At 72.3% G+C, this 23,059-nt stretch carries 20 protein-coding genes; 10 read left to right on the forward strand and 10 right to left on the reverse strand.

What is annotated here, in order from left to right; all coding sequences use genetic code 11:
- The first annotated feature begins 27 nt into the window (after positions 1 to 27).
- The 3 genes from dusB to DEJ46_RS27025 all read left to right on the forward strand — a co-directional run bounded on the left by dusB (position 28) and on the right by DEJ46_RS27025 (position 5,933).
- On the forward strand, positions 28 to 1,164 hold the full coding sequence (gene dusB, locus DEJ46_RS27015) for a tRNA dihydrouridine synthase DusB (protein WP_150270434.1): 1,137 nt from the start codon (positions 28 to 30) through the stop codon (positions 1,162 to 1,164).
- 366 nt (positions 1,165 to 1,530) lie between these two features.
- Positions 1,531 to 4,242 carry a pyruvate, phosphate dikinase gene (gene ppdK / locus DEJ46_RS27020; RefSeq protein ID WP_150274797.1) on the forward strand — a complete coding sequence of 904 codons (2,712 nt, stop codon included), beginning with the start codon at positions 1,531 to 1,533 and terminating at the stop codon, positions 4,240 to 4,242.
- A 656-nt stretch (positions 4,243 to 4,898) separates the two neighbouring features.
- Positions 4,899 to 5,933 carry an ArsR/SmtB family transcription factor gene (locus DEJ46_RS27025; protein ID WP_190622908.1) on the forward strand — a complete coding sequence of 345 codons (1,035 nt, stop codon included), beginning with the start codon at positions 4,899 to 4,901 and terminating at the stop codon, positions 5,931 to 5,933.
- Here the strand turns inward: DEJ46_RS27025 and DEJ46_RS27030 are convergent.
- Positions 5,903 to 7,063: an alkaline phosphatase PhoX gene (locus DEJ46_RS27030; protein ID WP_150270436.1), complete on the reverse strand. Its 1,161-nt coding sequence runs from the start codon at positions 7,061 to 7,063 to the stop codon at positions 5,903 to 5,905. The genes DEJ46_RS27025 and DEJ46_RS27030 overlap by 31 nt on opposite strands.
- A gap of 252 nt (positions 7,064 to 7,315) precedes the next feature.
- Here DEJ46_RS27030 and DEJ46_RS27035 point away from each other — a divergent pair, with 252 nt between their 5' ends.
- Together DEJ46_RS27035 and DEJ46_RS27040 are read left to right on the forward strand one after the other, a co-directional pair.
- On the forward strand, positions 7,316 to 7,771 hold the full coding sequence (locus tag DEJ46_RS27035; RefSeq protein ID WP_150270438.1) for a group III truncated hemoglobin: 456 nt from the start codon (positions 7,316 to 7,318) through the stop codon (positions 7,769 to 7,771).
- 122 nt (positions 7,772 to 7,893) lie between these two features.
- A complete protein-coding gene (locus DEJ46_RS27040) occupies positions 7,894 to 8,307 on the forward strand; it encodes a VOC family protein (protein ID WP_150270440.1) in 414 nt (137 codons plus the stop codon).
- A 48-nt stretch (positions 8,308 to 8,355) separates the two neighbouring features.
- On the opposite strand, the gene DEJ46_RS27045 is transcribed toward DEJ46_RS27040, so the two are convergent.
- From DEJ46_RS27045 to DEJ46_RS27070, 6 genes are all read right to left on the reverse strand, one after another.
- Complete coding sequence (locus DEJ46_RS27045; RefSeq protein ID WP_150270442.1) at positions 8,356 to 9,117, reverse strand: SDR family NAD(P)-dependent oxidoreductase; 762 nt, start codon at positions 9,115 to 9,117, stop codon at positions 8,356 to 8,358.
- A 46-nt stretch (positions 9,118 to 9,163) separates the two neighbouring features.
- Complete coding sequence (locus DEJ46_RS27050; RefSeq protein WP_150270444.1) at positions 9,164 to 10,549, reverse strand: MFS transporter; 1,386 nt, start codon at positions 10,547 to 10,549, stop codon at positions 9,164 to 9,166.
- Between the two features lie 86 nt (positions 10,550 to 10,635).
- On the reverse strand, positions 10,636 to 11,220 hold the full coding sequence (locus DEJ46_RS27055) for a TetR/AcrR family transcriptional regulator (RefSeq protein WP_150270446.1): 585 nt from the start codon (positions 11,218 to 11,220) through the stop codon (positions 10,636 to 10,638).
- Between the two features lie 50 nt (positions 11,221 to 11,270).
- The gene (gene nirD, locus DEJ46_RS27060; protein ID WP_150270448.1) at positions 11,271 to 11,630 is read right to left on the reverse strand and encodes a nitrite reductase small subunit NirD; all 360 of its coding nucleotides are present in this window, start codon (positions 11,628 to 11,630) and stop codon (positions 11,271 to 11,273) included.
- On the reverse strand, positions 11,627 to 14,140 hold the full coding sequence (gene nirB, locus DEJ46_RS27065) for a nitrite reductase large subunit NirB (RefSeq protein WP_150270450.1): 2,514 nt from the start codon (positions 14,138 to 14,140) through the stop codon (positions 11,627 to 11,629). The genes nirD and nirB overlap by 4 nt, the downstream gene beginning before the upstream one ends.
- On the reverse strand, positions 14,137 to 15,372 hold the full coding sequence (locus DEJ46_RS27070; RefSeq protein ID WP_150270452.1) for an NAD(P)/FAD-dependent oxidoreductase: 1,236 nt from the start codon (positions 15,370 to 15,372) through the stop codon (positions 14,137 to 14,139). Before DEJ46_RS27070 ends, nirB begins: the two co-directional genes overlap by 4 nt.
- 197 nt (positions 15,373 to 15,569) lie before the next feature.
- Between DEJ46_RS27070 and DEJ46_RS27075 the strand changes: the two genes are divergently transcribed.
- From DEJ46_RS27075 to DEJ46_RS27085, 3 genes are read left to right on the forward strand one after another with little or no spacing between them, the layout of a single operon-like run.
- The gene (locus DEJ46_RS27075) at positions 15,570 to 17,012 is read left to right on the forward strand and encodes a ferric reductase-like transmembrane domain-containing protein (RefSeq protein WP_411757786.1); all 1,443 of its coding nucleotides are present in this window, start codon (positions 15,570 to 15,572) and stop codon (positions 17,010 to 17,012) included.
- Positions 17,005 to 17,193 (forward strand): hypothetical protein, encoded by a 189-nt coding sequence (locus DEJ46_RS27080; protein WP_150270454.1) that lies wholly within the window; start codon positions 17,005 to 17,007, stop codon positions 17,191 to 17,193. Before DEJ46_RS27075 ends, DEJ46_RS27080 begins: the two co-directional genes overlap by 8 nt.
- Positions 17,194 to 17,230: 37 nt before the next feature.
- Positions 17,231 to 18,016, forward strand: coding sequence for a sulfite exporter TauE/SafE family protein (locus tag DEJ46_RS27085; protein WP_150270456.1), 786 nt, complete (start codon positions 17,231 to 17,233; stop codon positions 18,014 to 18,016).
- A 4-nt stretch (positions 18,017 to 18,020) separates the two neighbouring features.
- Here DEJ46_RS27085 and DEJ46_RS27090 read toward each other — a convergent pair whose 3' ends face one another.
- The 3 genes from DEJ46_RS27090 to DEJ46_RS27100 form a co-directional block, all read right to left on the reverse strand.
- Positions 18,021 to 18,638, reverse strand: a complete 618-nt coding sequence (locus DEJ46_RS27090; protein ID WP_150270458.1) for a class F sortase — start codon at positions 18,636 to 18,638, stop codon at positions 18,021 to 18,023.
- A 93-nt stretch (positions 18,639 to 18,731) separates the two neighbouring features.
- Positions 18,732 to 19,271 (reverse strand): hypothetical protein, encoded by a 540-nt coding sequence (locus tag DEJ46_RS27095; RefSeq protein WP_150274802.1) that lies wholly within the window; start codon positions 19,269 to 19,271, stop codon positions 18,732 to 18,734.
- A gap of 460 nt (positions 19,272 to 19,731) precedes the next feature.
- Positions 19,732 to 20,511 carry an aminotransferase class IV gene (locus DEJ46_RS27100; RefSeq protein ID WP_150270460.1) on the reverse strand — a complete coding sequence of 260 codons (780 nt, stop codon included), beginning with the start codon at positions 20,509 to 20,511 and terminating at the stop codon, positions 19,732 to 19,734.
- Positions 20,512 to 20,603: 92 nt separating this feature from the next.
- On the opposite strand from DEJ46_RS27100, the gene DEJ46_RS27105 reads away from it, so the two are divergent.
- Together DEJ46_RS27105 and DEJ46_RS27110 are read left to right on the forward strand one after the other, a co-directional pair.
- Positions 20,604 to 21,227 carry an NADPH-dependent FMN reductase gene (locus tag DEJ46_RS27105; protein WP_150270462.1) on the forward strand — a complete coding sequence of 208 codons (624 nt, stop codon included), beginning with the start codon at positions 20,604 to 20,606 and terminating at the stop codon, positions 21,225 to 21,227.
- A 12-nt stretch (positions 21,228 to 21,239) separates the two neighbouring features.
- A complete protein-coding gene (locus DEJ46_RS27110; RefSeq protein WP_150270464.1) occupies positions 21,240 to 22,973 on the forward strand; it encodes an ABC transporter ATP-binding protein in 1,734 nt (577 codons plus the stop codon).
- The last annotated feature ends 86 nt before the right edge of the window (positions 22,974 to 23,059 follow it).

Genomic DNA, 23,059 nt, shown 5'->3' on the forward strand with positions numbered 1-23,059 from the left:
ACCGCCGCAGTGCGCGACAATGGCCCAATGACCGCGTTCTCCCCTCTCGCCATCGGGCCGCACATCGTGCAGCCGCCGGTGGTGCTCGCCCCGATGGCCGGCATCACCAACGCCCCCTTCCGTACCCTCTGCCGCGAGTTCAGCGGCGGCAAGGGGCTGTTCGTGAGCGAGATGATCACGACGCGCGCCCTGGTCGAGCGCAACGAGAAGACGATGCAGCTCATCCGGTTCGACGAGACCGAGAAGCCGCGCTCGATCCAGCTGTACGGGGTGGACCCCGTGACGGTCGGCAAGGCCGTGCGGATGATCGTCGACGAGGACCTCGCCGACCACATCGACCTGAACTTCGGCTGCCCGGTCCCCAAGGTGACGCGGAAGGGCGGCGGCTCGGCCCTGCCCTACAAGCGGCCGCTGCTGCGCGCGATCCTCAACGAGGCCGTGGGCAACGCGGGCGACCTGCCGGTCACGATGAAGATGCGCAAGGGCATCGACGACGACCACATCACCTACCTCGACGCGGGCCGGATCGCGGTCGAGGAGGGTGTCACGGCGATCGCCCTGCACGGGCGGACGGCGGCCCAGCACTACGGCGGTACGGCGGACTGGGACGCGATCGCGCGCCTCAAGGAGCACGTGCCCGAGATCCCGGTGCTGGGCAACGGCGACATCTGGTCGGCCGACGACGCCCTGCGGATGATGCGGGAGACGGGCTGCGACGGTGTCGTCGTCGGGCGCGGCTGCCTGGGCCGTCCGTGGCTCTTCGGCGACCTCGTGGCGGGCTTCGAGGGCACGGGGGAGTACGCCCAGCCGGGTCTGCGTGTGGTCGCGGACGCGATGGTGCGGCACGCGCGGCTGCTCGGCGAGTGGATCGGCGACGAGGCACGCGGTGTCATCGACTTCCGCAAGCATGTCGCCTGGTACTTGAAGGGCTTCTCGGTCGGCTCCGAGATGCGTAAGAAGCTGGCCGTCACCTCTTCGCTGGACGAGCTGCGCGCTCAGTTGAGCGAGCTCGACCTGGACCAGCCGTGGCCGGTGGGCGCGGACGGCCCTCGGGGTCGTACGTCCGGAAACAACCGAGTTGTCCTGCCGGACGGCTGGTTGAAGGACCCGTACGACTGCTCGGGTGTGAGCGAGGACGCCGAGTTGGACACGTCCGGCGGGTGAGATCCGTGCGGGAATCGGCCTTTCCGGAGGAGTGATCCTCGCCACCCCTGAGGGGGGTGGCGCTCACATGAGCAGGTAACGGACGGCTGCACAGCCTGAAGGGTGGCACTGGGTGCCACCCTTTTTGCGTTCAAGACTTGAACGCAAGTGCTCGGATGTACGCTCATCTGAGCGTCAAACCTCAATAATGAGTCATGTGAGCTTCGGGGCCTGAAAGCGGAAGCTACCTCTCAGTTACTTTCGATGTGCTGGCGGACGGGTGGTTAAGACCATGTGACCGGCAGGCGTACCTCCACAGACGCCTTCGATCTGGGTATGTTCCTCGCCGTCAGGGCAGCCAACCGAGTCATCGAGGAGTCGGGACCCGTGTCGGAAATTAATGATCAGAAGTTCGTCTACGACTTCACCGAGGGCAACAGGGACCTGAAGGACCTGCTCGGTGGCAAGGGCGCGAACCTCGCCGAGATGACCAACCTCGGCCTGCCGGTTCCCCCCGGCTTCACGATCACCACCGAGGCGTGCAAGGTCTACCTCGAGAGCGGTTCGGAGCCCGTCGCGCTGCGCGACGAGGTGAGTGCCCACCTCGACGCGCTCGAGCAGCAGATGGGCAAGAAGCTCGGCCAGGCCGACGACCCGCTGCTCGTCTCCGTCCGCTCCGGAGCCAAGTTCTCCATGCCGGGCATGATGGACACGGTCCTCAACATCGGCCTCTCCGACGAGTCCGTGACCGGCCTCGCCCGCCAGGCCGACAACGAGCGCTTCGCGTGGGACTCGTACCGCCGGCTCATCCAGATGTTCGGCAAGACCGTCCTCGGCGTCGAGGGCGAGCTCTTCGAGGAGGCCCTCGACGAGGCCAAGGCCGCGAAGAAGGTCGCCAGCGACACCGACCTGGACGCCGCCGACCTCAAGAAGGTCGTCAAGCACTTCAAGAAGATCGTGAAGGCCCAGACCGGCCGCGACTTCCCCCAGGACGCGCGTGAGCAGATGGACCTCGCCATCGAGGCCGTCTTCAACTCCTGGAACACCGACCGCGCGAAGCTGTACCGCCGCCAGGAGCGCATCCCGGGCGACCTCGGCACCGCCGTCAACGTCTGCTCGATGGTCTTCGGCAACCTCGGCCCGGACTCCGGCACCGGCGTCGCCTTCACCCGCGACCCCGCCTCCGGCCACGCCGGCGTCTACGGCGACTACCTGCAGAACGCGCAGGGCGAGGACGTCGTCGCCGGTATCCGCAACACCGTGCCGCTGGCCGACCTCGAGTCGATCGACAAGAAGTCGTACGACCAGCTCATGCACATCATGGAGACCCTGGAGACCCACTACAAGGATCTCTGCGACATCGAGTTCACCATCGAGCGCGGCCAGCTCTGGATGCTCCAGACCCGTGTCGGCAAGCGCACCGCGGGTGCCGCCTTCCGCATCGCCACGCAGCTCGTGGACCAGGGCCTGATCGACGAGGCCGAGGCGCTCCAGCGCGTCACCGGCGCCCAGCTCGCGCAGCTCATGTTCCCGAAGTTCGACGAGAACGCGAAGGTCGAGCAGATCGGGCGCGGCATCGCCGCCTCCCCGGGCGCCGCCGTCGGCAAGGCCGTCTTCGACTCGTACACCGCGGTCAAGTGGTCCCGCTCCGGCGAGAAGGTCATCCTGATCCGCCGCGAGACCAACCCGGACGACCTGGACGGCATGATCGCCGCCGAGGGCATCCTCACCTCCCGCGGCGGCAAGACCTCGCACGCCGCCGTCGTCGCCCGCGGCATGGGCAAGACCTGTGTCTGCGGCGCCGAGGAGCTCGAGGTCGACACCAAGCGCCGCCGGATGACCACGGCCGACGGCCAGGTCGTCGAGGAGGGCGACGTCGTCTCCATCGACGGCTCCACCGGCAAGGTGTACCTCGGTGAGGTACCCGTCGTGCCGTCCCCGGTCGTCGAGTACTTCGAGGGCCGCATGCACGCCGGCGCCGACGACGCCGACGAGCTCGTCGCCGCCGTGCACCGCGTCATGGCCTACGCGGACCGTGTCCGCCGGCTGCGCGTCCGCGCCAACGCCGACAACGCCGAGGACGCGCTGCGCGCCCGCCGCTTCGGCGCCCAGGGCATCGGCCTGTGCCGCACCGAGCACATGTTCCTCGGCGAGCGCCGCCAGTACGTCGAGCGCCTCATCCTCGCCGACACGGACGCCGAGCGCGAGGAGTCGCTGAAGGCGCTCCTGCCGCTGCAGAAGCAGGACTTCATCGAGCTCTTCGAGGCCATGGACGGGCTGCCCGTCACGGTCCGGCTGCTCGACCCGCCGCTGCACGAGTTCCTGCCCGACATCACCGAGCTGTCGGTGCGCGTCGCCCTCGCCGAGTCCCGCAAGGAGCCGCACGAGAACGACCTGCGCCTGCTCCAGGCCGTGCACCGGCTGCACGAGCAGAACCCGATGCTGGGTCTGCGCGGTGTGCGCCTCGGCCTGGTCATCCCCGGCCTGTTCACCATGCAGGTCCGGGCGATCGCCGAGGCCGCGGCCCAGCGCGTCGACGCCAAGGGCGACCCGCGCGTCGAGATCATGATCCCGCTCGTCGGCACCGTCCAGGAGCTGGAGATCGTCCGCGAGGAGGCCGAGCAGGTCATCGCCGAGGTCCAGGCGCAGACCGGCGTCGAGCTGAAGCTCGCGCTCGGCACCATGATCGAGCTGCCGCGCGCCGCCGTGACGGCCGGCCAGATCGCCGAGGCCGCGGAGTTCTTCTCCTTCGGCACGAACGACCTGACACAGACGGTCTGGGGCTTCTCCCGCGACGACGTGGAGGCCTCGTTCTTCACCGCGTACCTGGAGAAGGGGATCTTCGGCGTCAGCCCCTTCGAGACGATCGACAAGGACGGTGTCGGCGCGCTCGTGCGCAGCGCCGTCCAGGCCGGCCGGGCCACCCGCCCCGACATCAAGCTCGGTGTCTGCGGTGAGCACGGCGGCGACCCGGAGTCGGTGCACTTCTTCCACGAGGTCGGGCTCGACTACGTCTCCTGCTCGCCCTTCCGGATCCCGGTGGCGCGCCTGGAGGCCGGCCGCGCGGCGGCCGAGGCCAAGGGCAGCGACAGCCGCTGAGTCCTGCTGAACCGGTGTTCAGGAGCGGCGGTCGGGCCCTCCTGAACGCCGGTTCAGCAGCGGTGCCGATCCTTGCTGAACCCCTGTTCAGCAGCGGTACCGGTCCCTGCTGAACCCCTGTTCAGCAGCGGAATCGCGGAACCACCGGGGCCGCCGTCGGTCACTTTCGACCCTCACCGGCGGGCGGCGGCCCCGGGCACCAAAGAGAGACGGGGCGGACACCTTTGTGCGGAGGTGTCCGCCCCGTCGTATATCATCCCGGTCGAGGCCGCTCATTTTGCTTGATCGTCGATCAGATGTGAGTTCCTGTTCAATTTCGGCCGATTGAATTATTGGCCATTGAACTTTTCTGTTTCCTCGACGCAAAGAACGGGGCGGGCGCGACCCCCGGATCCCCACCCAGGGGCCGCGCCCTTTACCGATGTCGGGCAGGTGAGCCGCAACCTCGCCGACCGCCGCCGGACGCGCAAAGCCCCCCACGGTCTTCGCCACGTCACCTCGGTCCTGAAGGTTTCCTGCCCGACCCGCACAGCTTTTCGTTTCCCCCCTGATTGCCGCGATGCTTTTCAACTGTGGCTGAAACACCCTGGTAACGTGCTGTGATGCTGTGCATACTCGTCGTCGGGGGTGGTTGCGAGTGCACAGGTGGGGACGTCATGCTGCGGATTCATTTCACCGGAAACGACTTGGCGGGGGTGCGGACGGCAGCCCGGCCGGATGTTCTATGGGAAACCATTCTCAGCTTTCACCGCTTAAGGGACCGGCGCGGATCGGTCGTCTACCGGGAATGGCGTACGGCGGCCCGGACACGGCTCGGTGGTGAGACCCGGCTGCTGGCCGCGCTCGTTCCCAGCCGCGGCTATTTTCCCGACTTCCTGACGCCCGCCGAAGGCGTCCACGGCCTCGACGAGGGCCTCCAGGCGATCCGTGCGACCGACTCCGGCCGGCTCCGCGACGAGCTCTCCCTGCTCGCCGCCGACCGCTCCGGCGCCCGGACCGTGCCCCACTCGCTGCGCGCCCTCGCCGACGGCGGCGCGGAGCCCTTCGACCGGCTCGTGGGGGCTCTGCGCAGCTATCACCGGGCCGCGATCGAGCCGTACTGGCCGCACATCCGGGCCCGCGTCGAGGCCGACCGGGCGCGCCGCGGCCGGGCCCTGCTCGACGGCGGCGCCGACGAACTCCTCGCCTCGCTGCCGCCGATGCTGCGCTGGCGCGCGCCCGTCCTGGAGGCCGACTACCCGGTCGACCGGGACGTCCACCTCGACGGGCGGGGGCTGCTGCTCCAGCCGTCGTACTTCTGCCGGGGGACACCGGTGGTGCTGCGCGACCCCGCGCTGCCGCCGGTCCTCGTCTACCCCGTCACCCACGGCGAGGCGCCGACCGTCCGCGAGCCGGGCGGCTCCTCGCTGGCCAAGCTGGTCGGCCAGACCCGCTCGACGGTCCTGCACGCCATCGGGGACGGCGGCACGACCAGCGAGCTCGCGCGCCGCGCCGGGGTCTCGCTCGCCTCCGCCAGCCAGCACGCGGGCGTGCTCCGGGAGGCCGGGCTCATCGCGACCCTGCGCCACGGGAACGCGGTCCTGCACACACTGACGCCGTTGGGCGCCGCCCTGCTCGGCGGCGCCCAACGGACGGTGGAGCTGCGCTGTCACACGGGGAGCTACGCGCGGAACGGGCCGGTCACCTCGTAGGTGATACCGCCCGAGGAGCTGCCGCTCGTGCCCCGCTGGCTGGAGAAGTACAGGCGCGAGCCGTCGGGGGAGAAGGCGGGGCCGCAGATCTCGGAGGAGGACTGGCCGGTGATCCGCAGGAAGGGCGCCACGACGTCGTCCGGCGTGATGATGCAGATCTCCATGTTGCCGCCGTCCTCGGCGACGAAGAGGTCACCGGAGGAGGCGCCGGTGACGTTGTCGACGCCGGTGAGCGGGGCGCCCCCGCCGGAGACCAGCGAGTCGTCGTAGGCCAGCTCGTAGGTGCTGTTCGCCAGATTGAGCTGCCACAGCCGGTTGTCGCCCTTGGTGGTGAACCAGACGGTGTCGTTGGCGTAGTGGCAGCCCTCGCCGCCGCTGAACTTCTTGGCGGCCGAGACCTGGTAGCGGGTGGCGGTGGGGGAGCCGTCCACGTCGGGCACGTTCTGCCAGCTGAACGAGCCGGAGGTGGCGGTGCCGGCCACCAGTACCTGGAGGGTGCCGGAGGAGAGGTTGCCCCAGGTGGACGGCACGAAGCGGTAGAAACAGCCGTCGGACTTGTCCTCGGTCAGATAGATCACCCGGCGGACGGGGTCGGCGGCCGCGGCCTCGTGGTTGAACCGGCCCATCGCGGCCCGGCGGACGGAGGGGTTCACACCCCACGGGTCGGTCTCGTAGACGTACCCCGTGTCGACCTCCTCACAGGAGAGCCAGGTGTTCCACGGGGTCTTGCCGCCCGCGCAGTTGCGGTTGGTGTTGGAGAGGATGCGGTACGCCGAGGTGACGGTGCCCGAGGAGTTGAACTTGACCGCGCTCGCGCCGCCGGTGCTGGAGATCTCCGAGTTGGAGACGTAGATCCAGCCGGTGCCGTCGGCGAAGCAGGCGCCGCCGTCGGGGGCGTTGTGCCAGGTGTACGAGGTGCCGGCCACGGTCTGGCCGGACCGGGCGATGATCCGGCTGGTGAACCCGGCCGGCAGCTGGATGCCGTTGGCGTTCGCGGCGCCGAGCGCCCCGTACGGGCCCGCGCCCGGCTGGGCGGGGGCCGCATAGGCGGCCCCGCGCATCAGGGTGCCGCCGAAGGCCGCCGCCGACGTGCCGATGACCGCTCCACGCAGGAAACTGCGTCGCTCCACGTCTCACTCCCGAGAAGGGTGATGAACCGCCCCGCCAGGCCGGTCGGCGGCGGGGTCGCGCGCTTCCGGAACTTAGGAGTACGGAGTTGACTGTGCATCAACAAGCGGTGAAGGGGAAGCGGCGGGCACCGGGCAAAGGGCCGCACCGCTGTCCGGGGGCCGGCGGCGGCGCAGGGTCTCGCCCACGAAAGAGACCTGCGCCGGGACGTTCGGCACTGGGGGAACGGGGGCCGGGCGGGCAGACTGGGAGGCATGAGCGCCAGCACCCGGGACATCGGCGACCGCGACGACCTCGACGTCGTCCTGCGCCGTTTCTACACGGCCGCCTTCGTGGACCCGCTCATCGGGCCCTTCTTCACCGAGATCGCCGGCACGGACCTGGAGGTCCACCTGCCGCGGATCACCGACTTCTGGGAGCGCGCCCTCTTCCGTACCGCCGACTACGGCCGGGACGCCTTCGCGCCGCACGCCGCCCTCCACTCCGCGCGCCCGCTCACCGCCGCCCACTTCGGGCGCTGGACGCAGCTCTGGCGGGCCGCCGTCGACGGCCTCCACCAGGGCCCGCGGGCCGAGCGGGCCAAGGCGCAGGGCGAGCGGATCGCCGTCGCGATGCTGCGGCGGCTGGCCGGGCCGGACGCCGCGACCGACGGCGGGGGCGGCGGGGGATTCGTCCCGTTGGCGGCGTTCGAGCTGCGCTCGGTGGCCTGACCGAAGAAACCTTCGGAGAATTTCCGGGAGAGCGATGAGTTCCGGGCGGGACGCCCGTCTTACCTCTCGACAGCGCCGGAACGCACCGAGCACCCCGGCCGCCCGACGGAAGAGAGCGCGTCATGGCCCCGCAGATGATCTTCGTGAACCTGCCCGTGAAGGACCTCGACACCAGCAAGGCCTTCTACGAGAAGCTCGGCTACTCCATCAACCCGCAGTTCAGCGACGAGACCGCCGCCTGTGTCGTCATCAGCGACACGATCTTCGCGATGCTGCTCACCGAGGAGAAGTTCAAGAGCTTCACCGCCCCGGGCAAGACGATCTCCGACGCCACGAAGGCCACCGAGGTGCTCATCACGCTGAGCGCCGAGAGCAAGGCGAAGGCCGACGAGCTGGCCGACGCGGCCCTCGCCGCCGGCGGCTCCCCGGCGAAGGAGCCGATGGACATGGGCTTCATGTACGGCCGCTCCTTCGCCGACCCGGACGGCCACCACTGGGAGGTCTTCTGGATGGACCCGAAGGCCGCCCAGGGCTGAGCCCCGACCGGCCCCGGCGTCGCTCCGGCCCCCGCGCCGCTCCGTACGTCAGGCGGAGACCCCGCCGTCGATCACCAGGTCGGTGCCGACGGCGGAGCCCGCAGCGTCCGAGGCGAGGTACAGGACCGCCGCCGCGATCTCGGCGGCCGACGAGATCCGGCCCAGCGGGGACTGCTCCTTCATCCGGACCTCCCGCTCGGCCTCGGTCTCGCCGGGCAGCAGCGACATCGAGGACTCCGAGGCGCCCGGGCTGACCGCGTTGATCCGGACCCCGTCGGCGATGTGGTCCAGGGCCGCGGCCCGGGTGAGGGCCGAGACGGCCGCCTTCGAGACCTGGTAGCCGAAGACCCCGGGGATCCGGACGTGCGGGCCCAGGTTGGACGAGATGTTCACGATCGCCCCGCCGCCGTGCGCCCGCATGTGCGCCACCTCGGCCTGGAGGGCGTGCAGCACCCCCGTCACGTTGATGTCGAGCAGCGTGTGCCAGTCCTCCAGGGGGAAGTCGGCCGCGCTGTGGCCGCCCCGGAAGACCCCGGCGTTGTTGACGGCGACGTCGAGACCCCCGAAGAGCTCGACCGTGCGCCGGACCAGCTCCCGCGTGGACTCGGCGCCGGACACGTCGGCCGGCACCGCGGCCGCGGTGCCTCCGGCGGCCTCGATCAGGGCGACCGTCTCGTCGAGCGGCCCGGCGGTCCGGCCGGCGACGACGACCTGCGCGCCCTCGGCGGCGAAGGCGAGCGCGATGACCCGGCCGAGACCGGAGCCGGCGCCGGTGACGAGGACGGTGCGGCCGGTGAAGCGTTCGGACATGGTAGTGAACTCCCTTGTAAATGCTTCTACTTGGTTGTCAATGCTGTCACTTGGTGCGGATCGTGGTGAGCGCGAGGGTGGTGAAGAGGACGGCGGCGGCCGCCAGCGACACCGCGTCGCCGCCGAGGGTGAGCAGTGCGGCGAAGAGCACGGTCGGCCCGAGCTCCATCGCCGTGTTCAGGACGCCGCCCGCGAGCCCCGCGCGGTGCGCCGGGACGCCGTCGGTGGCGAGGACGGCGGCGCCCGCGAAGGACAGGGCGCCACCGGCCGGCAGCAGCAGGAGGCCGGGCAGCAGCCCGTACGCGTACGGGACGGAGCTGTCGAAGCCGGTCGCGGCGAGCAGCCCGAGCCCGGCGGCGGCCGTGGCGAGCCCGGCGCCGGTCACCCGGCCGGGGCCGTACCGCCCGATCAGTGGGCTCGCGAGGCGGCCCGAGCCGAGCAGGGCGACCGCGAAGGGCACGAAGGCGGCGGAGGTGAGGAGCGCCGACCAGCCGCGTCCTTCCTGGAGGGCGAGGGACAGCAGGACGAAGACCGTCGCCGTCCCCGCGGCCGTCAGACCGATCGCCGCGAGCCCCAGGAGACGTCGGCCGTCGCGCAGGAAGTCCGGCGGCAGGAGCGGGTCGGCCGTCCGCCGCTCCACGGCCGCGAAGGCGGCGAGGAGGGCGAGGCCGGTGAGCAGCGGGACGAGCACCGGGGCGGAGCCCCAGGGGTGGGCGTCGGTGAGGACGAGCCCGAAGCTGGCGAGCGTGATGCCGGCGGTCGCGAGCAGCGCGCCGGGCAGGTCCAGGGCCCGTCCCGTACCGGGCGGGGTCGCGGGCAGCAGCCGGGGCGCGAGGAGCAGTGCGGCGAGGGCCACGGCGACCGGTACGGCGAAGGTGCCGCGCCAGGAGGAGGCGGCCGCGATCACGCCCGAGAGCAGGTTCCCGGCGGTCGCGCCGAGCACGGAGAGCCCGCCCCAGGTGGCCATCGCCCTGCCGTACGTGGCCGGTGCCGGGAACAGTGCCCGGAGCACGGCCATCGCGGCCGGGGCGACGAGCGCCGCGCCGACGCCCTGCCCGAAGCGGGCGGCGAGCAGTGCCTCGTACCCGGGGGCGAGGGGTGCCACGGCGGAGGCCGCACCGAAGACCAGGAGGCCGGCGGTGAGGATCCGGCGTCCGCCGAAGCGGTCGGCGAGCCGGCCGCCGAGCAGGAGCAGCCCGGCGAAGGTCAGGCCGTAGGCGGCGCTCAGCAGGATCAGGTCGGCGCGGTCGAGCCGGAACTCGGCGCCGATGCGGGGGAGGGGGACGGCGAGGGCGGCGAGCGTGAAGATGAGCGTCATCTGTACGCCGCCGAGCAGGAGGAACCCGCCGCGGGTGCGGGGACTTCGGCCGGTCGCACCCTCCGGCTCCCCGGCCGGTGCCCCCGCCGTACCGGCTGTCCTCGTCGCGTGCATGACTCATCCCCCCGCGTAGTGCTGTACTTGACCGTACATTCCAATATGAGCCCCGAAGAAAGGGCGCCCCTGCGGGCGCCCGCTCCTCAGTCCAGCAGTCCCAGTGCCTGCTCCGCCGCGTCCAGGACCCTGCCCGGGTCCGTCGAGGCCTTGCCGACCACCCTGATCCCCTGGAGCAGGACCAGCAGCATCCGGGCCAGGGCGCGCGGGTCCCGGTCCGCCGGGAGCTCGCCCCCGGCGCGGGCCCGGGTGAGCGCCCCGTACAGGAGCGTCTCGATCTGCTCCCAGCTGAGCTCCACCCGGCGTGCGACGGCCGTGTCGTGCGGGGCCAGCTCCGCCGCCGAGTTGGTGACGAAGCAGCCGTTCAGCCGCTCGCCCTCCGTCGCCGCCTCCGCGGCGAAGCGGCGGACGAGCGCCCGGACCGCCGGCAGGGCAGGGCCCGGCGAGGACAGCTCCTCGACGAGCTCCGGGTCGCGGGTCTCCAGGTAGCGGTCCATCGCCTTCATGTACAGGTCGTGCTTGTTCCCGAAGGTCGCGTAGATGCTGGCGCGGCCGACGCCGAGGTGCTCCACGAGGTCCGACATCGTCGTCGCCTCGTAGCCGCGCGCCCAGAACAGGTCGAGAGCGGCCTGGAGCGCGGCGTCGGGATCGAATTCCTTGGTCCTGGCCACGAACAGAACGTACGTCTATCTGGAACGCCCGGTCAAGTTATCCGGTCGTGTCAGATGCTGCGGACCGGATAGACCGCCACCGAGACCTCGTCGTCGTCCAGGCAGCGGCCCGTCTCCAGGTCGAAGCGCTGCTTCAGGAGCGGCGAGGCCACGAACGGCCGCCCGTCCACCGAGCCGACCAGCCCCCGGGACAGCACCTGCGCCCCGGTGAACGGGTCGCGGTTGTCGATCGCGTACGTCCGTCCCGCCCGGTCCCGGAAGACCGCCGCCTGCCGGCCGTCCGGCAGCAGCGCCGCCACGCCCCGGCCCGGCGTCAGCCGGGACTCCTCGCAGACCGTCATCCAGGAGCCGGGGGAAGGGGAGAGTTCGAGCGTCGTCGTGGTGAGCGCGTTCGTGGTGAGCGTCGTCATCGGGAGGTGACCCCTTCCAGGGTGAGGAACGTGAGATCCGGCTTGATCTGGTCGCGCTCCGGCATGAACCGGACCGACGGGTCCGGTGCCTCCGGTGCGTTCACGAAGGAGACGAAGCGCCGCAGCCGGTCCGGGTCGTCCAGCGTCTGCGCCCACTCGTCCTGGTAGTCCGCGACGTGGGCCGCCATCAGCGCCTCCAGCTCCTCGCACAGCCCGAGCGAGTCGTGCACCACCACGTCCTTGAGGTGGTCGAGCCCGCCCTCCAGGCGCTCCAGCCAGGTCGACGTCCGCTCCAGGCGGTCCGCCGTCCGGATGTAGAACATCAGGAACCGGTCGATCAGCCGGACGAGTTCGGCGTCCGAGAGGTCCTGCGCGAGCAGGTCCGCGTGGCGCGGGGTCGCGCCGCCGTTCCCGCCGACGTACAGGTTCCAGCCGCTCGCCGTCGCGATGATCCCGAAGTCCTTCGACTGGGCCTCCGCGCACTCACGGGCGCAGCCCGAGACCGCCGACTTGAGCTTGTGCGGGGAGCGCAGGCCCCGGTAGCGCAGCTCCAGCTGGATCGCCATCTTCACCGAGTCCTGCACGCCGTAGCGGCACCAGGTCTGTCCCACGCAGGACTTCACGGTGCGCAGCGACTTGCCGTACGCGTGCCCCGACTCGAAGCCGGCGTCGACGAGCCGGGTCCAGATCGCCGGCAGCTGCTCGACCCGGGCGCCGAACATGTCGATCCGCTGGCCGCCGGTGATCTTCGTGTAGAGCCCGAAGTCCCTGGCCACCTCGCCGATCACGATCAGCCCGTCCGGGGTGATCTCGCCGCCGGGGATGCGCGGCACGACCGAGTACGAGCCGTTGCGCTGCAGGTTGGCGAGGAAGTGGTCGTTGGTGTCCTGGAGGGAGGCCTGCTCGCCGTCGAGGATGTAGCCGTTGTTGAGGGAGGCCAGGATGGAGCCGACGGTCGGCTTGCAGACCTCGCAGCCCTCCCCGCCCCTCGCCCCGTCCCGGCCGTGCGAGTCGAGCAGCGCGGCGAAGGAGGTGATCCGGAGCGTGCGGGCGATCTCGTACAGCTCGCTGCGGGTGTACGAGAAGTCGCGGCACAGGCCCTTGTCGGTGGGGGCCGGCAGGAGCTTCTCGATCACCTTGACGCAACTGCCGCAGCCCGTACCGGCCTTGGTGCACTTCTTCACCTCGGCGAGCGATTCGCACTGGCCGATCGCGTGCTTCGTGACGTTGTGGCAGGAGCAGATCACCGCGTCGTCCGGCAGCGCCGAGGGGCCGAGCGCCACCGGCGCGCCCGCACCCGCAGGGAGCACCAACTGCTCGGCGGAGACGGGCGGTACGGAACCGGTGAGCGGCCGGAGGAGCCCGTACTGCTCGGCATCGCCGACCAGGACGCCGCCGAGCAGCCGGCCCTCGCCGTCGATCACCAGCTTCTTGTAGACGCCCGAGCGGGAGTCGGAGTAGACGACGTCGAGGCAGCCCTCGGTCGCGCCGTGCGCGTCGCCGAAGGAGGCCACGTCCACGCCGAGGAGCTTCAGCTTCGTCGACATGTCGGCACCGGTGAAGCCCTCGTCGTCCCCGGCCTCGTCGGCGATCGTCGCCGCCACCGTCTGCGCCATCTCGTAGCCCGGCGCCACCAGGCCGTACACCCGGCCGTCGGAGGCGAGCGCGCACTCGCCGATCGCGAAGACCGCCGGGTCGGACGTGCGGCACCGCTCGTCGACCGCGATGCCGCCGCGCTCGCCGACGTCCAGACCGCAGTCCCGGGCCAGCTGGTCCCTGGGCCGCACGCCTGCCGAGAACACGACCATGTCCGTGGCCAGTTCGGAGCCGTCCGAGAGCTTCATCCCGGTCACGGCGCCGTCCGTCGTCACGACCTCCTGCGTGCCCGTCCCCGTGTGGACGCTCAGGCCCATCCGCTCGATCGTGCGGAGCAGGGCCGCGCCGCCGCCCTCGTCGACCTGCACCGGCATCAGGCGCGGCGCGAACTCCACGACGTGCGTCTCGAGTCCGAGCCCCTTGAGCGCGCCCGCCGCCTCCAGGCCGAGCAGCCCGCCGCCGACGACCGCGCCGGTCGTCGCCGTCTTCGCGTACTCCTCGATCGCGAGCAGGTCCTCGATCGTGCGGTAGACGAAGCAGCCGCGGGCGTCCTTGCCGGGGACCGGCGGGACGAAGGGGTACGAGCCGGTGGCGAGGACGAGCGTGTCGTACGCGAACACCTGCCCGGAGCGGGCGGTGACCGTGCGGGCCGCCCGGTCCACCGACTCCGCCGGGTCGCCCACGTACAGCTCGATGCCGTGCTTCTCCATGAAGCCCGCCTCGACCATCGACAGGTCGTCCGGGGTCTTCCCGGAGAAGTACGAGGTCAGCTGGACGCGGTCGTAGGCCGGGCGCGGCTCCTCGCAGAGGACCACGACGCGGGCCCGCTCGGTGACGCCACGGTCGGCGAGCGCCTCAAGGAACCGCTGGCCGACCATTCCGTGGCCGACCAGGACGATGGTGGGGGTGGTCATGAGGAGCCTCCGTCGTGGGTGAGCAGGTGCAGCAGGGGGGCCTCGTCGGGGAGGGCTTCATCGCCCTCCCAGGCCCGGGCGAGCGCGCCGACCGCGGCCAGATCGCCGAGGAGGACGCCCCCGACGAGCCGGTCACCGCGGACGACGACCTTGCGGTAGGCGCCTCGGCTCGCGTCGGTCAGCTGGACGACGTCGTCGCCCGGCCGGGCGGTCGCCTCGCCGAAGGCGGCGAGATCGAGCGGCTGCGCGCCGCCGAGGGTGAGACGGGTGAGGGCGCGGGTGCCGGTGTAGCGGGGGCCGGGGTCCGAGGGGAGCGCCGGGACGGGAGTGCCGGTCGTGGCCGTCTCCGCCGACAGCAGATCCGCCAGGACGTCGGCCTGTTCCAGAGCCGGGCCGGCCAGGCCGTACACCCGGCCGGCGTGCTCCGCGCAGTCGCCGATCGCGTGGATGTACGGGTCGGAGGTGCGGAGTTCGTCGTCGACGACGATGCCCGTGGCGATGTCGAGCCCCGCCTCGCGGGCGAGGGCGACCCGGGGCCGGACCCCGCAGGCCAGGACCACGACCTGGGCGTCGAGGACGAAGCCGTCGGCCAGTTCGACCGCCGTCACCGCCCCGTCCCGCTGCCGCAGACCGCTCACCCGGCACTCCGTGTGCACCTCGACGCCGAGGGACTCGACGTGCTCGCGCAGCAGGGCCGATGCCTGGACGTCCAGCTGGCGCTCCATCAGGCGCTCGCCCTGCTGGGTCAGGACGACCTCCGCGCCCAGCGCCGCGAGCGCCCGGGCCGCCGAGACGCCGAGGAGGCCGCCGCCGATGACCACCGCCCGCACCCCGGGCCGGACGACGGAGCGCAGCTCCAGGCAGTCGTCGAGCGTACGGAAGGGGTGGACGCCCGCCGGCAGCGGCGCCCCGCGCAGTCCGCGCAGCGGCGGCAGCACCGGGTTGGAGCCCGTCGCCAGGACCAGCCGGTCGTAGCCGACGAGGGAGCCGTCCGCGCACTCCACCGTCCGCGCCGCCCGGTCGATCCGCACCGCCCGCACCCCGAGCCGCACCGGCTCCCGGGTCCCGGGCAGGGCGACGACCTCGGGGGCGTACCGCCCGGCGAGGACGTCGGCGAGCAGCACCCGGTTGTACGGGGCGTGCGACTCCTCGCCGAGGAGGGTGACGGGCAGGCGCTGGGCGAGCCGGGCGCCCGCCGTTCCGCCCCCGACCACCACGATCCGTGTACTCATACCGGGAAGCGTGCGCGGCCGGTGTTACCCGGCGGCATCCCGACTGTTTCCCGTACGGAACGCTGATCTCCGCCCCCGGTCCCGGGCGCTGTGAGGCCCCGGCGGGATTAACCCGCAGTGAGCCTCGGCTCAAGCCCGCCTTAAGGATCCCGGGGACGGGGCCGAGCCGCGGATTCCCGTATACGGGCGGACCTAGGGTGCCGGATGTGACCACCGAGGCCAGCCACCACCCTCTCTACGTGCCGCTCCCCAGCCAGCCGGCCCCCACCCCTCCTGCCGCTCCACCGGCACCCGCACCCACGCCCGCGTCCGCGCCCGTCCCCGCCCTCCGGCTCGCCCCCGAGCGGCTGCGGACCGGGATCGTCGCCGGCGCCGGAGCGGTCGCGCTCCTCTGGGGGCTCCAGGCCCGGCCCTCCGCCCACCTCGACGCCTTCTTCGCGACCGGTGCCCACCTCACCGGGCTCCTCGCCGGGTACGGCGTCCTCGTGCTCCTCCTGCTCATGGCCCGCGTCCCGGCCGTCGAGCACGGTGTCGGCGCCGACCGGCTCGCCCGCTGGCACTCCCTCGGCGGCCGGTACGTCCTCGGTCTCATCGCCGCCCACGCCGTCCTCGCCCTCTGCGGGTACGCCGTGCACACCCGTACCGACCTCGTCACCGCCACCGGGGACCTCCTCTCCTACGGGGCCATCGCCGCCGCCACCGCCGGCACCGCCCTCCTCGCCGCCGTCGGCGTCACCTCGGCCCGGGCCGTCCGCCGCCGCCTCCGGCACGAGACCTGGCGGGCCGTCCACCTGAGCGGCCTCCTCGCCGCCGCGCTCGGCTTCGTCCACCAGCTCGCGGGCCCCGACGTCGCCGGGAGCCTCCTCACGGTGTGGCTCTGGTCGATGGCCCACGCGACCGTCGGCGTCCTCCTCGTCTGGTACCGGATCGTCGTTCCCGTCCGCGCCGCCCTCCGGCACGAGCTGCGGGTCGCCGAGGTCCGCGACGAGGGCCCCGGCGTCGTCTCCGTCCTCGTCCTCGTCCAGGGCAGGGGAGTGGCCCGGCTGTGCGCCGAACCCGGCCAGTTCTTCCGCTGGCGCTTCCTCCGGCGCGGGCTCTGGGCGACCGCCCTGCCCTTCTCCCTCTCCGCGCCCGTCCGCGACGACACCCTGCGGATCACCGTCAAGGCGCTCGGCGACCACACCCGCCGGATCCGGCGCCTCCGCCCCGGCACGCGGGTCCTCGCCTCCGGCCCCTTCGGCGCGCTCACCGCCCACCGCCGCACCCGCCGCAAGGTCCTGCTTCTCGCGGGCGGCGTGGGCATCACCCCGCTGCGTGCCCTCTTCGAGACCCTGCCCGGCGGCCCCGGCGACATCACCCTCCTCTACCGGGCCTCCGACGCGGGCGGCCTGGTCCTGCGCGAGGAGCTGGAGGCCATCGCCCGCGAACGGCGGGCGGCCCTCCACTACCTCCTCGGCCCCTCGGACGGCTCCTTCGACCCCCTCGCGCCGCGCGCCCTGCGCGAGCTCGTGCCGGATCTCGCCGCCCATGACGTGTACCTGTGCGGCCCGCCCGCGATGGCCCGGGCCGCGACCGACTCCCTGGGCCGGGCCGGGGTGCCCGCCTCCCGTATCCACAGCGAGGACTTCGACCATGGCTAGACACCGCGCGCCACACCCCCCGGTGGAGCTCGCCCGCCGTCGCCTCGCCGCCGCCCTCCTGGGCGTCGGCGCGCTCGCCGCGACCCTGCTCACGGCCGCCGTCGCCCCGGCCGCCCCGCCCGCGCCCGACCGCGAACCGGGGGCGGCCAGCTCAGAGCTTGCTCAACGATCACAGGATTGATGGACGGGGCAACGATCGTCTCCCTAGGCTCTCGGGCATGCCCGAGATCACGCTGACCACCCTCGTCCTGCTCTGCCTCGCCGCGCTCGTGGCGGGCTGGATCGACGCCGTGGTGGGCGGCGGGGGACTGCTCCTGCTCCCCGCTCTCCTGCTCGGACTGCCCCATGTCCCGGCCGCGCACATCCTCGGCACCAACAAGGCCGTCGCGATCGTGGGCACCACCGGGGCCGCCGTCACCTATGTCCGCAAGGCGCCCGTCCAGGTCTGGACGGCGGTACGGATCGGGCTCGCGGCGCTCGCGGGCTCCATGGCGGGCGCCTTCTTCGCCGCCGGGATCAGCAGCGACGTCCTGCGCCCGGTGATCATGGTGGTGCTGCTCGCCGTGGCGGCCTTCGTGATGCTGCGGCCCTCCTTCGGCGCCAAGGCCGAGGGGGAGGACCGGGCGCCGCTGACCCGGGCCCGGGTCGTGACGGCGATCGTGGTCGTCGGCGGCGGCATCGGCCTCTACGACGGCCTGTTCGGGCCGGGCACCGGCACCTTCCTCGTCCTCGCGCTGACCGCCGTGCTCCACCTGGACCTGGTGACCGCCTCCGCCACCGCGAAGATCGTCAACGTCTGCACGAACGCGGGCGCGCTCGCCATGTTCGCCCACCAGGGCAGCGTGTACTGGCAGCTGGCGGCCGTCATGGCCGTCTTCAACCTGGCGGGCGGCCTGGTCGGGGCGCGGATGGCGCTGAGCAAGGGGGCCGAGTTCGTCCGCGGAGTGCTGCTGTTCGTGGTCTTCTCGCTGGTCGCGAAGCTCGCCTTCGACCAGTGGGCCTGAGGTCTCAGCGCACCCCGATGAGGTGGCCGAAGGCGACCACGTTCCCCTGGTAGCCGTTCTTCTTCGAGAAGCCGCCGCCGCAGGTGATGACCCGGATCTCGGCGCGGTCGGTCTCCCCGTAGACCTTCTTGTCGGGGAAGTCCTCGTTCGCGTACACCTCGACCGCGTCGACCGTGAAGACGGCGGTACGGCCGTCCTGCCGGTCCACCTCGATCCGGTGGCCCTTCTTCAGGGCGCCCAGCGTGTAGAAGACGGCCGGCCCCTGGGCGTTGTCCACGTGGCCCGCGACGATCGCCGTGCCCTTGGCGCCGGGCGTGATGCCGTCCGCGTACCAGCCGGCGAGGTTCCGGTCCCCGGCGGGCGGCACGTCGAGCGAGCCGTCCGCCGCCAGGCCGAGCCGCGTCATCGGGGTGTCCACGTCGGTCTCGGGGATCCGGAGCCGCACGGGCGCCGAGGACGGCAGCGGGTCGGCGGCGGCGTCGGTGTGCACGCTCGGCCCGGCCGCGAACGCCTGGGCGGCGGACGGTACGGGCGGGGTGACGTCCTGCGAGCCGTTCTGGACGAGCCAGAGCCCGACGCACGCGGCCACGGCTATGCCCCAGCCCTTGCTCCTGTTGCTCACCTGGATTCCCTTGGATTCCCTCGGTCGGATCGTGGAGTGGCCCTGCCCCCGCCGGCCCGTGCGGGCGCGCGGCGGGAGCAGGGCGGGCGGGTCTCAGTGGCCCTGCGCGCCGCTCGCCCGGCGGCGCAGGAGCCAGACACCGCCCACGGCAGCCGCGGCCAGCACCGCCGCGCCCGCCGTGACCTGGGTGGAGTCGGGGCCGATGCTGCCGCCGACGCCGGTCTGGACATGGCCGCTCGGATTCCGGTGCTTGACGGTCAGGTCTCCCCGGGCCGTCTTGCCGTTGTCACAGGCGACACTGATGCCGTAGGTGCCCGGCTTGACGTGCTCCGGCACCCGGAACTGGCCGACCACGACCTCCTTGTGCGTGCTCGGCTCCAGCTTGAAGTCACCGGCGCCCAGCGAGTTCGCGTCGCCGATGCCGCGGCCGTGCTTGCCGCAGGCCAGGGTGTTGACCGTCACGGTCGTACCCGGCGAGGCGGAGGACGGATAGATCTCCAGCGACTGGAAGCTGTGGTCGTTGTTGTTCTCGCGGTCGTTCTCGTTGCCGGCGTACGCCGCGGGGGCGGCGAACGCCCCGATCGCGGCGACCGTCAGCGCGGTACCGGTGAACAGGCGGGCAAGGGTGCGCATGGGGTCCTCCGGAGGCGCGCGAGCGGTCATGCCGGTCATGCCGGGGGGTCCTCCCGGGAGGGACTTCCCAGGACGGACCTTCTATGACCGAGATAAGAGCGGCCCCGCGCCCCCCGCCTGCTGATGGGGCATCAGGATTGCGCCGTCCGGTGCGGCGTGTCGGCTGGATTTCCGATGTTTACGCAGGTCGGGGCGGGTTTCGTCGCGTCAGCTGACGACCCGTGCCGAACGGGTGACCCGGCGTGTCGCACCCCCTGGGGTGCCTCCGGGCGGGCGTGCGGCGTCCTGGCGGTCCGCCCGGCCTCCCCGGGGGCGGCCGTTCGGGTGATCTCCTGGAGGGGCCTCCATGCACAGTGCCCGGGCCGCGCCCGGAGCCCGCCACGCACCGAGCCCGGAGCCCGCCACGTACCGAGCCCCGGACCGGTCCCCGGACCGGGCCCGGACCGAACCCCGACCGCGGCTAGAGCGCCTCCCACTCCACCGACCCGTACGCCGCGTGGACCCGCTCCATCAGCTCCTCGTCCACGGCGAAGTCGACCGCGTCGATCCCCGAAACCGGCGCGATCCCGCGGGAGTTCGTCACGAAGGCCGCGCGGTACGCGCCCAGGTCCGCGAGCGTCACCCGTCGCCGCACCGAGCCGAGCGGGCCTTCGAGGAGGGCCATCGTGATGCCCGTCAGGCAGGGCGCCGACGGCCAGACGACCGAAGTGCCGTCCCAGAAGGCGATGTTGGTGACCGCACCCTCGGCGATCTCGCCGGTCGAGGAGGTCAGCAGCGCCTCGTCGTAGCCGTCCCGCCGGGCCGCCTCGCCGTGGTAGCTCTGGCCGAAGCCGCCCAGGTGCTTGAGGTGCGCGGCGGGGCGCAGGTAGTCGACGCTCCTCAGGCGCTGCGGCGCACCGGGCCCGTCCGGGGCGGCCTCGCGAACGACGACCGCGACGCGGACGCCGTCGTACACGTACACCCGGGCCGAGGAGTCCCGCAGTCCGGCGGCCGTCACGGCACCGGTGAGCAGCGCGCGGACCCGGTCCCCGGGCAGCTCCTCCCCGAAGAGCTCGCGGGTGGCGAGGTCGAGCCGTTCGAGGTGGCGGCCGAGTCCCTTCACGCGCCCGTCCCGCACCTGCATCGCCGTGAAGTGGCCGAAGCCGCTCATGAGGGTCGTGAGGAGCCCGGGGTCGCCCGCCGGGACTCCGTCGATCTCGACGTGGGCGGGCGGGGTGGGGGGAACGTGCGCGGTGGTCATGCCTTCACCGTACGTGCCGGGAAAGGCCTTTCGGGAAGTCCCCGGAATCGGCGCTTGACCTCAACCAAGCTTGAGGTAGCACGATCATCGGCATGGACCTCACGAACTCCACCTCGCCCGCCGTTCCTTCTGCCCAGGCCGCCCCGCTGAGCCTCGCCCTGATCGTCGCGAGCGACCGCGAAGGCCGCTTCGCCCCCGTCATCACCGACTGGCTCCGCACCCGGTTCGCCGAGCGCGAGGACTTCGCCGTGACGGTCGTCGACCTCGCCGAGACCGACCTCCCCACCTCCCTCTCCCGTAACCCCTCCCCGGCCGTCCGCGCCGAACTCGCCAAGGTCTCCCCGGTGCTGGCCGAGGCCGACGCCTTCGTCGTCCTCACCCCCGAGTACAACCACTCCTTCCCCGCCGCCCTCAAGAACCTCATCGACTGGCACTTCACCGAATGGCAGGCCAAGCCCGTCGGCTTTGTCTCCTACGGCGGCATCTCCGGCGGCCTGCGGGCCGTCGAGCAGCTCCGCCAGATCTTCGCCGAGGTGCACGCCGTCACCGTCCGCGACTCCGTCTCCTTCCACTCCGCCTGGGGGCTCTTCGACGACGAGGGGCGGCACAAGGACCCCGCCGGCGCCGAGGGCGCGGTCAAGGTCCTCCTCGACCAGCTCGCCTGGTGGGCGCTCGCGCTCAAGGAAGCCAAGTCCGTCCGCCCCTACGCCGCGTGAGGGACCGTCACCATGCTGCTGAGACTCCTCGCTCCCCGCCTCAGGCCGTACCGGGCCCTCCTCGTCCTCCTCGTCCTGCTCCAGCTCGTCCAGTCCTTAGCCTCGCTCGCCCTGCCCGCCCTCAACGCCGGAGTCATCGACGAGGGCGTCCTCCGCGGGGACACCGATCGTGTCCTCGGCGGCGGCGCCACGATGCTCGGCGTCACCCTCCTCCAGGCCGCGGCGGCCGCCGCCGCCACCTACACCGGCGCCAGGATCGCCATGGGAGTCGCCCGCGACCTGCGCTCCGAGGTCTTCCGCCGCGTCCAGGACTTCTCCGCCCAGGAGCGGGGCCGCTTCGGCACCGCCTCCCTCATCACCCGTACGACCAACGACGTCCAGCAGGTCCAGACGTTCACCGTCCTCGTCCTGACGATGCTGGTCTCCGCGCCCCTGCTGTGCGTCGGCGGACTCGCCATGGCGCTGCGCCAGGACGTGCCGCTCGCCCTCGTCCTGCTCCTCTTCGTGCCCGTCATGACCGGTGCCGTCGGCACCGTCGTCCTGCGGATGCGGCCCCTCTTCCGGGGCATGCAGGAGCGCGTCGACCGGGTCAACCGCGTGCTGCGCGAACAGATCACCGGAGTCCGCGTGGTCCGCGCCTTCGTCCGCGACCGCCACGAGCGGGAACGGTTCGGCGCCGCCAACGACGAACTCCTCGCCGTCGGGCTCCGGGCCGGCCGGCTCCAGGCGCTCATGTTCCCGACGGTGCTCATCGTCTGGGAGGCGACGGCCGTCCTCCTCGTCTACGTCGGCGCCCACCGCATCGACAGCGGCGCCCTCCAGCCCGGCGGGCTCGTCGCCTTCCTCGGCTACCTGCTCCAGACCGCCATGTCCGTGATGATGGTCCTCTTCCTCCTCATGCACATGCCGCGCGCCGAGGTCGGCGCCGAGCGCATCCGCGAGGTCCTCGACACCCCGCTCTCCGTCACCCCGCCGGCCGACCCCGTCCGCGTCCTCAGGGGACCCGGACGCCTCGACCTCACGGGCGTCGACTTCCGGTACCCGGGCGCCGAGGAGCCGGTCCTCAAGGACGTCGACCTCGTCGCCCGCCCCGGGGAGACCACCGCGATCATCGGCTCCACCGGCAGCGGCAAGTCGACGCTCCTCGGCCTCGTGCCCCGGCTCTTCGACGCCACCGACGGCGAGGTCCTCGTCGACGGCGTGGACGTCCGCGCGCTCGACCCCGCCCTGATGGCCAGGACCGTCGGCCTCGTCTCCCAGAAGCCCTACCTCTTCTCGGGGACGGTGGCCTCGAACCTGCGGTACGGAAAGCCCGACGCGACCGACGAGGAGCTCTGGCACGCCCTGGAGACCGCCCAGGCCGCCGACTTCGTCCGGGCCCTCGACGACGGCCTGGACGCCCCGGTCACCCAGGGCGGCGGCAACTTCTCCGGCGGCCAGCGGCAGCGGCTCGCCATCGCCCGGGTCCTCGTCGCCCGCCCCCGCCTCTACCTCTTCGACGACTCCTTCTCCGCCCTCGACGCCCGCACCGACGCCCGGCTCCGCGAGGCGCTCCGCCGGGAGACGGCCGACGCGACCGTGGTGATCGTCGCCCAGCGGGTCTCCACCATCCGGCACGCCGACCGGATCGTCGTCCTCGACCGGGGCCGGACCGCCGGCACCGGCACCCACGAGTCCCTCATGCGGGACAGCGCCACCTACCGGGAGATCGTCCTCTCCCAGCTCACCGAGGAGGAAGCCGCATGAGTACGGCCACGGAGACCCGGCACGAGAACGACGGCCCCGACCGCCCCGCCCCGACGGCGCGGTCTCCGACCGCCCGGCCCACCGGA

The sequence above is a fragment of the Streptomyces venezuelae genome (assembly GCF_008642375.1).
Taxonomy (GTDB): Bacteria; Actinomycetota; Actinomycetes; order Streptomycetales; family Streptomycetaceae; genus Streptomyces; species Streptomyces venezuelae_G.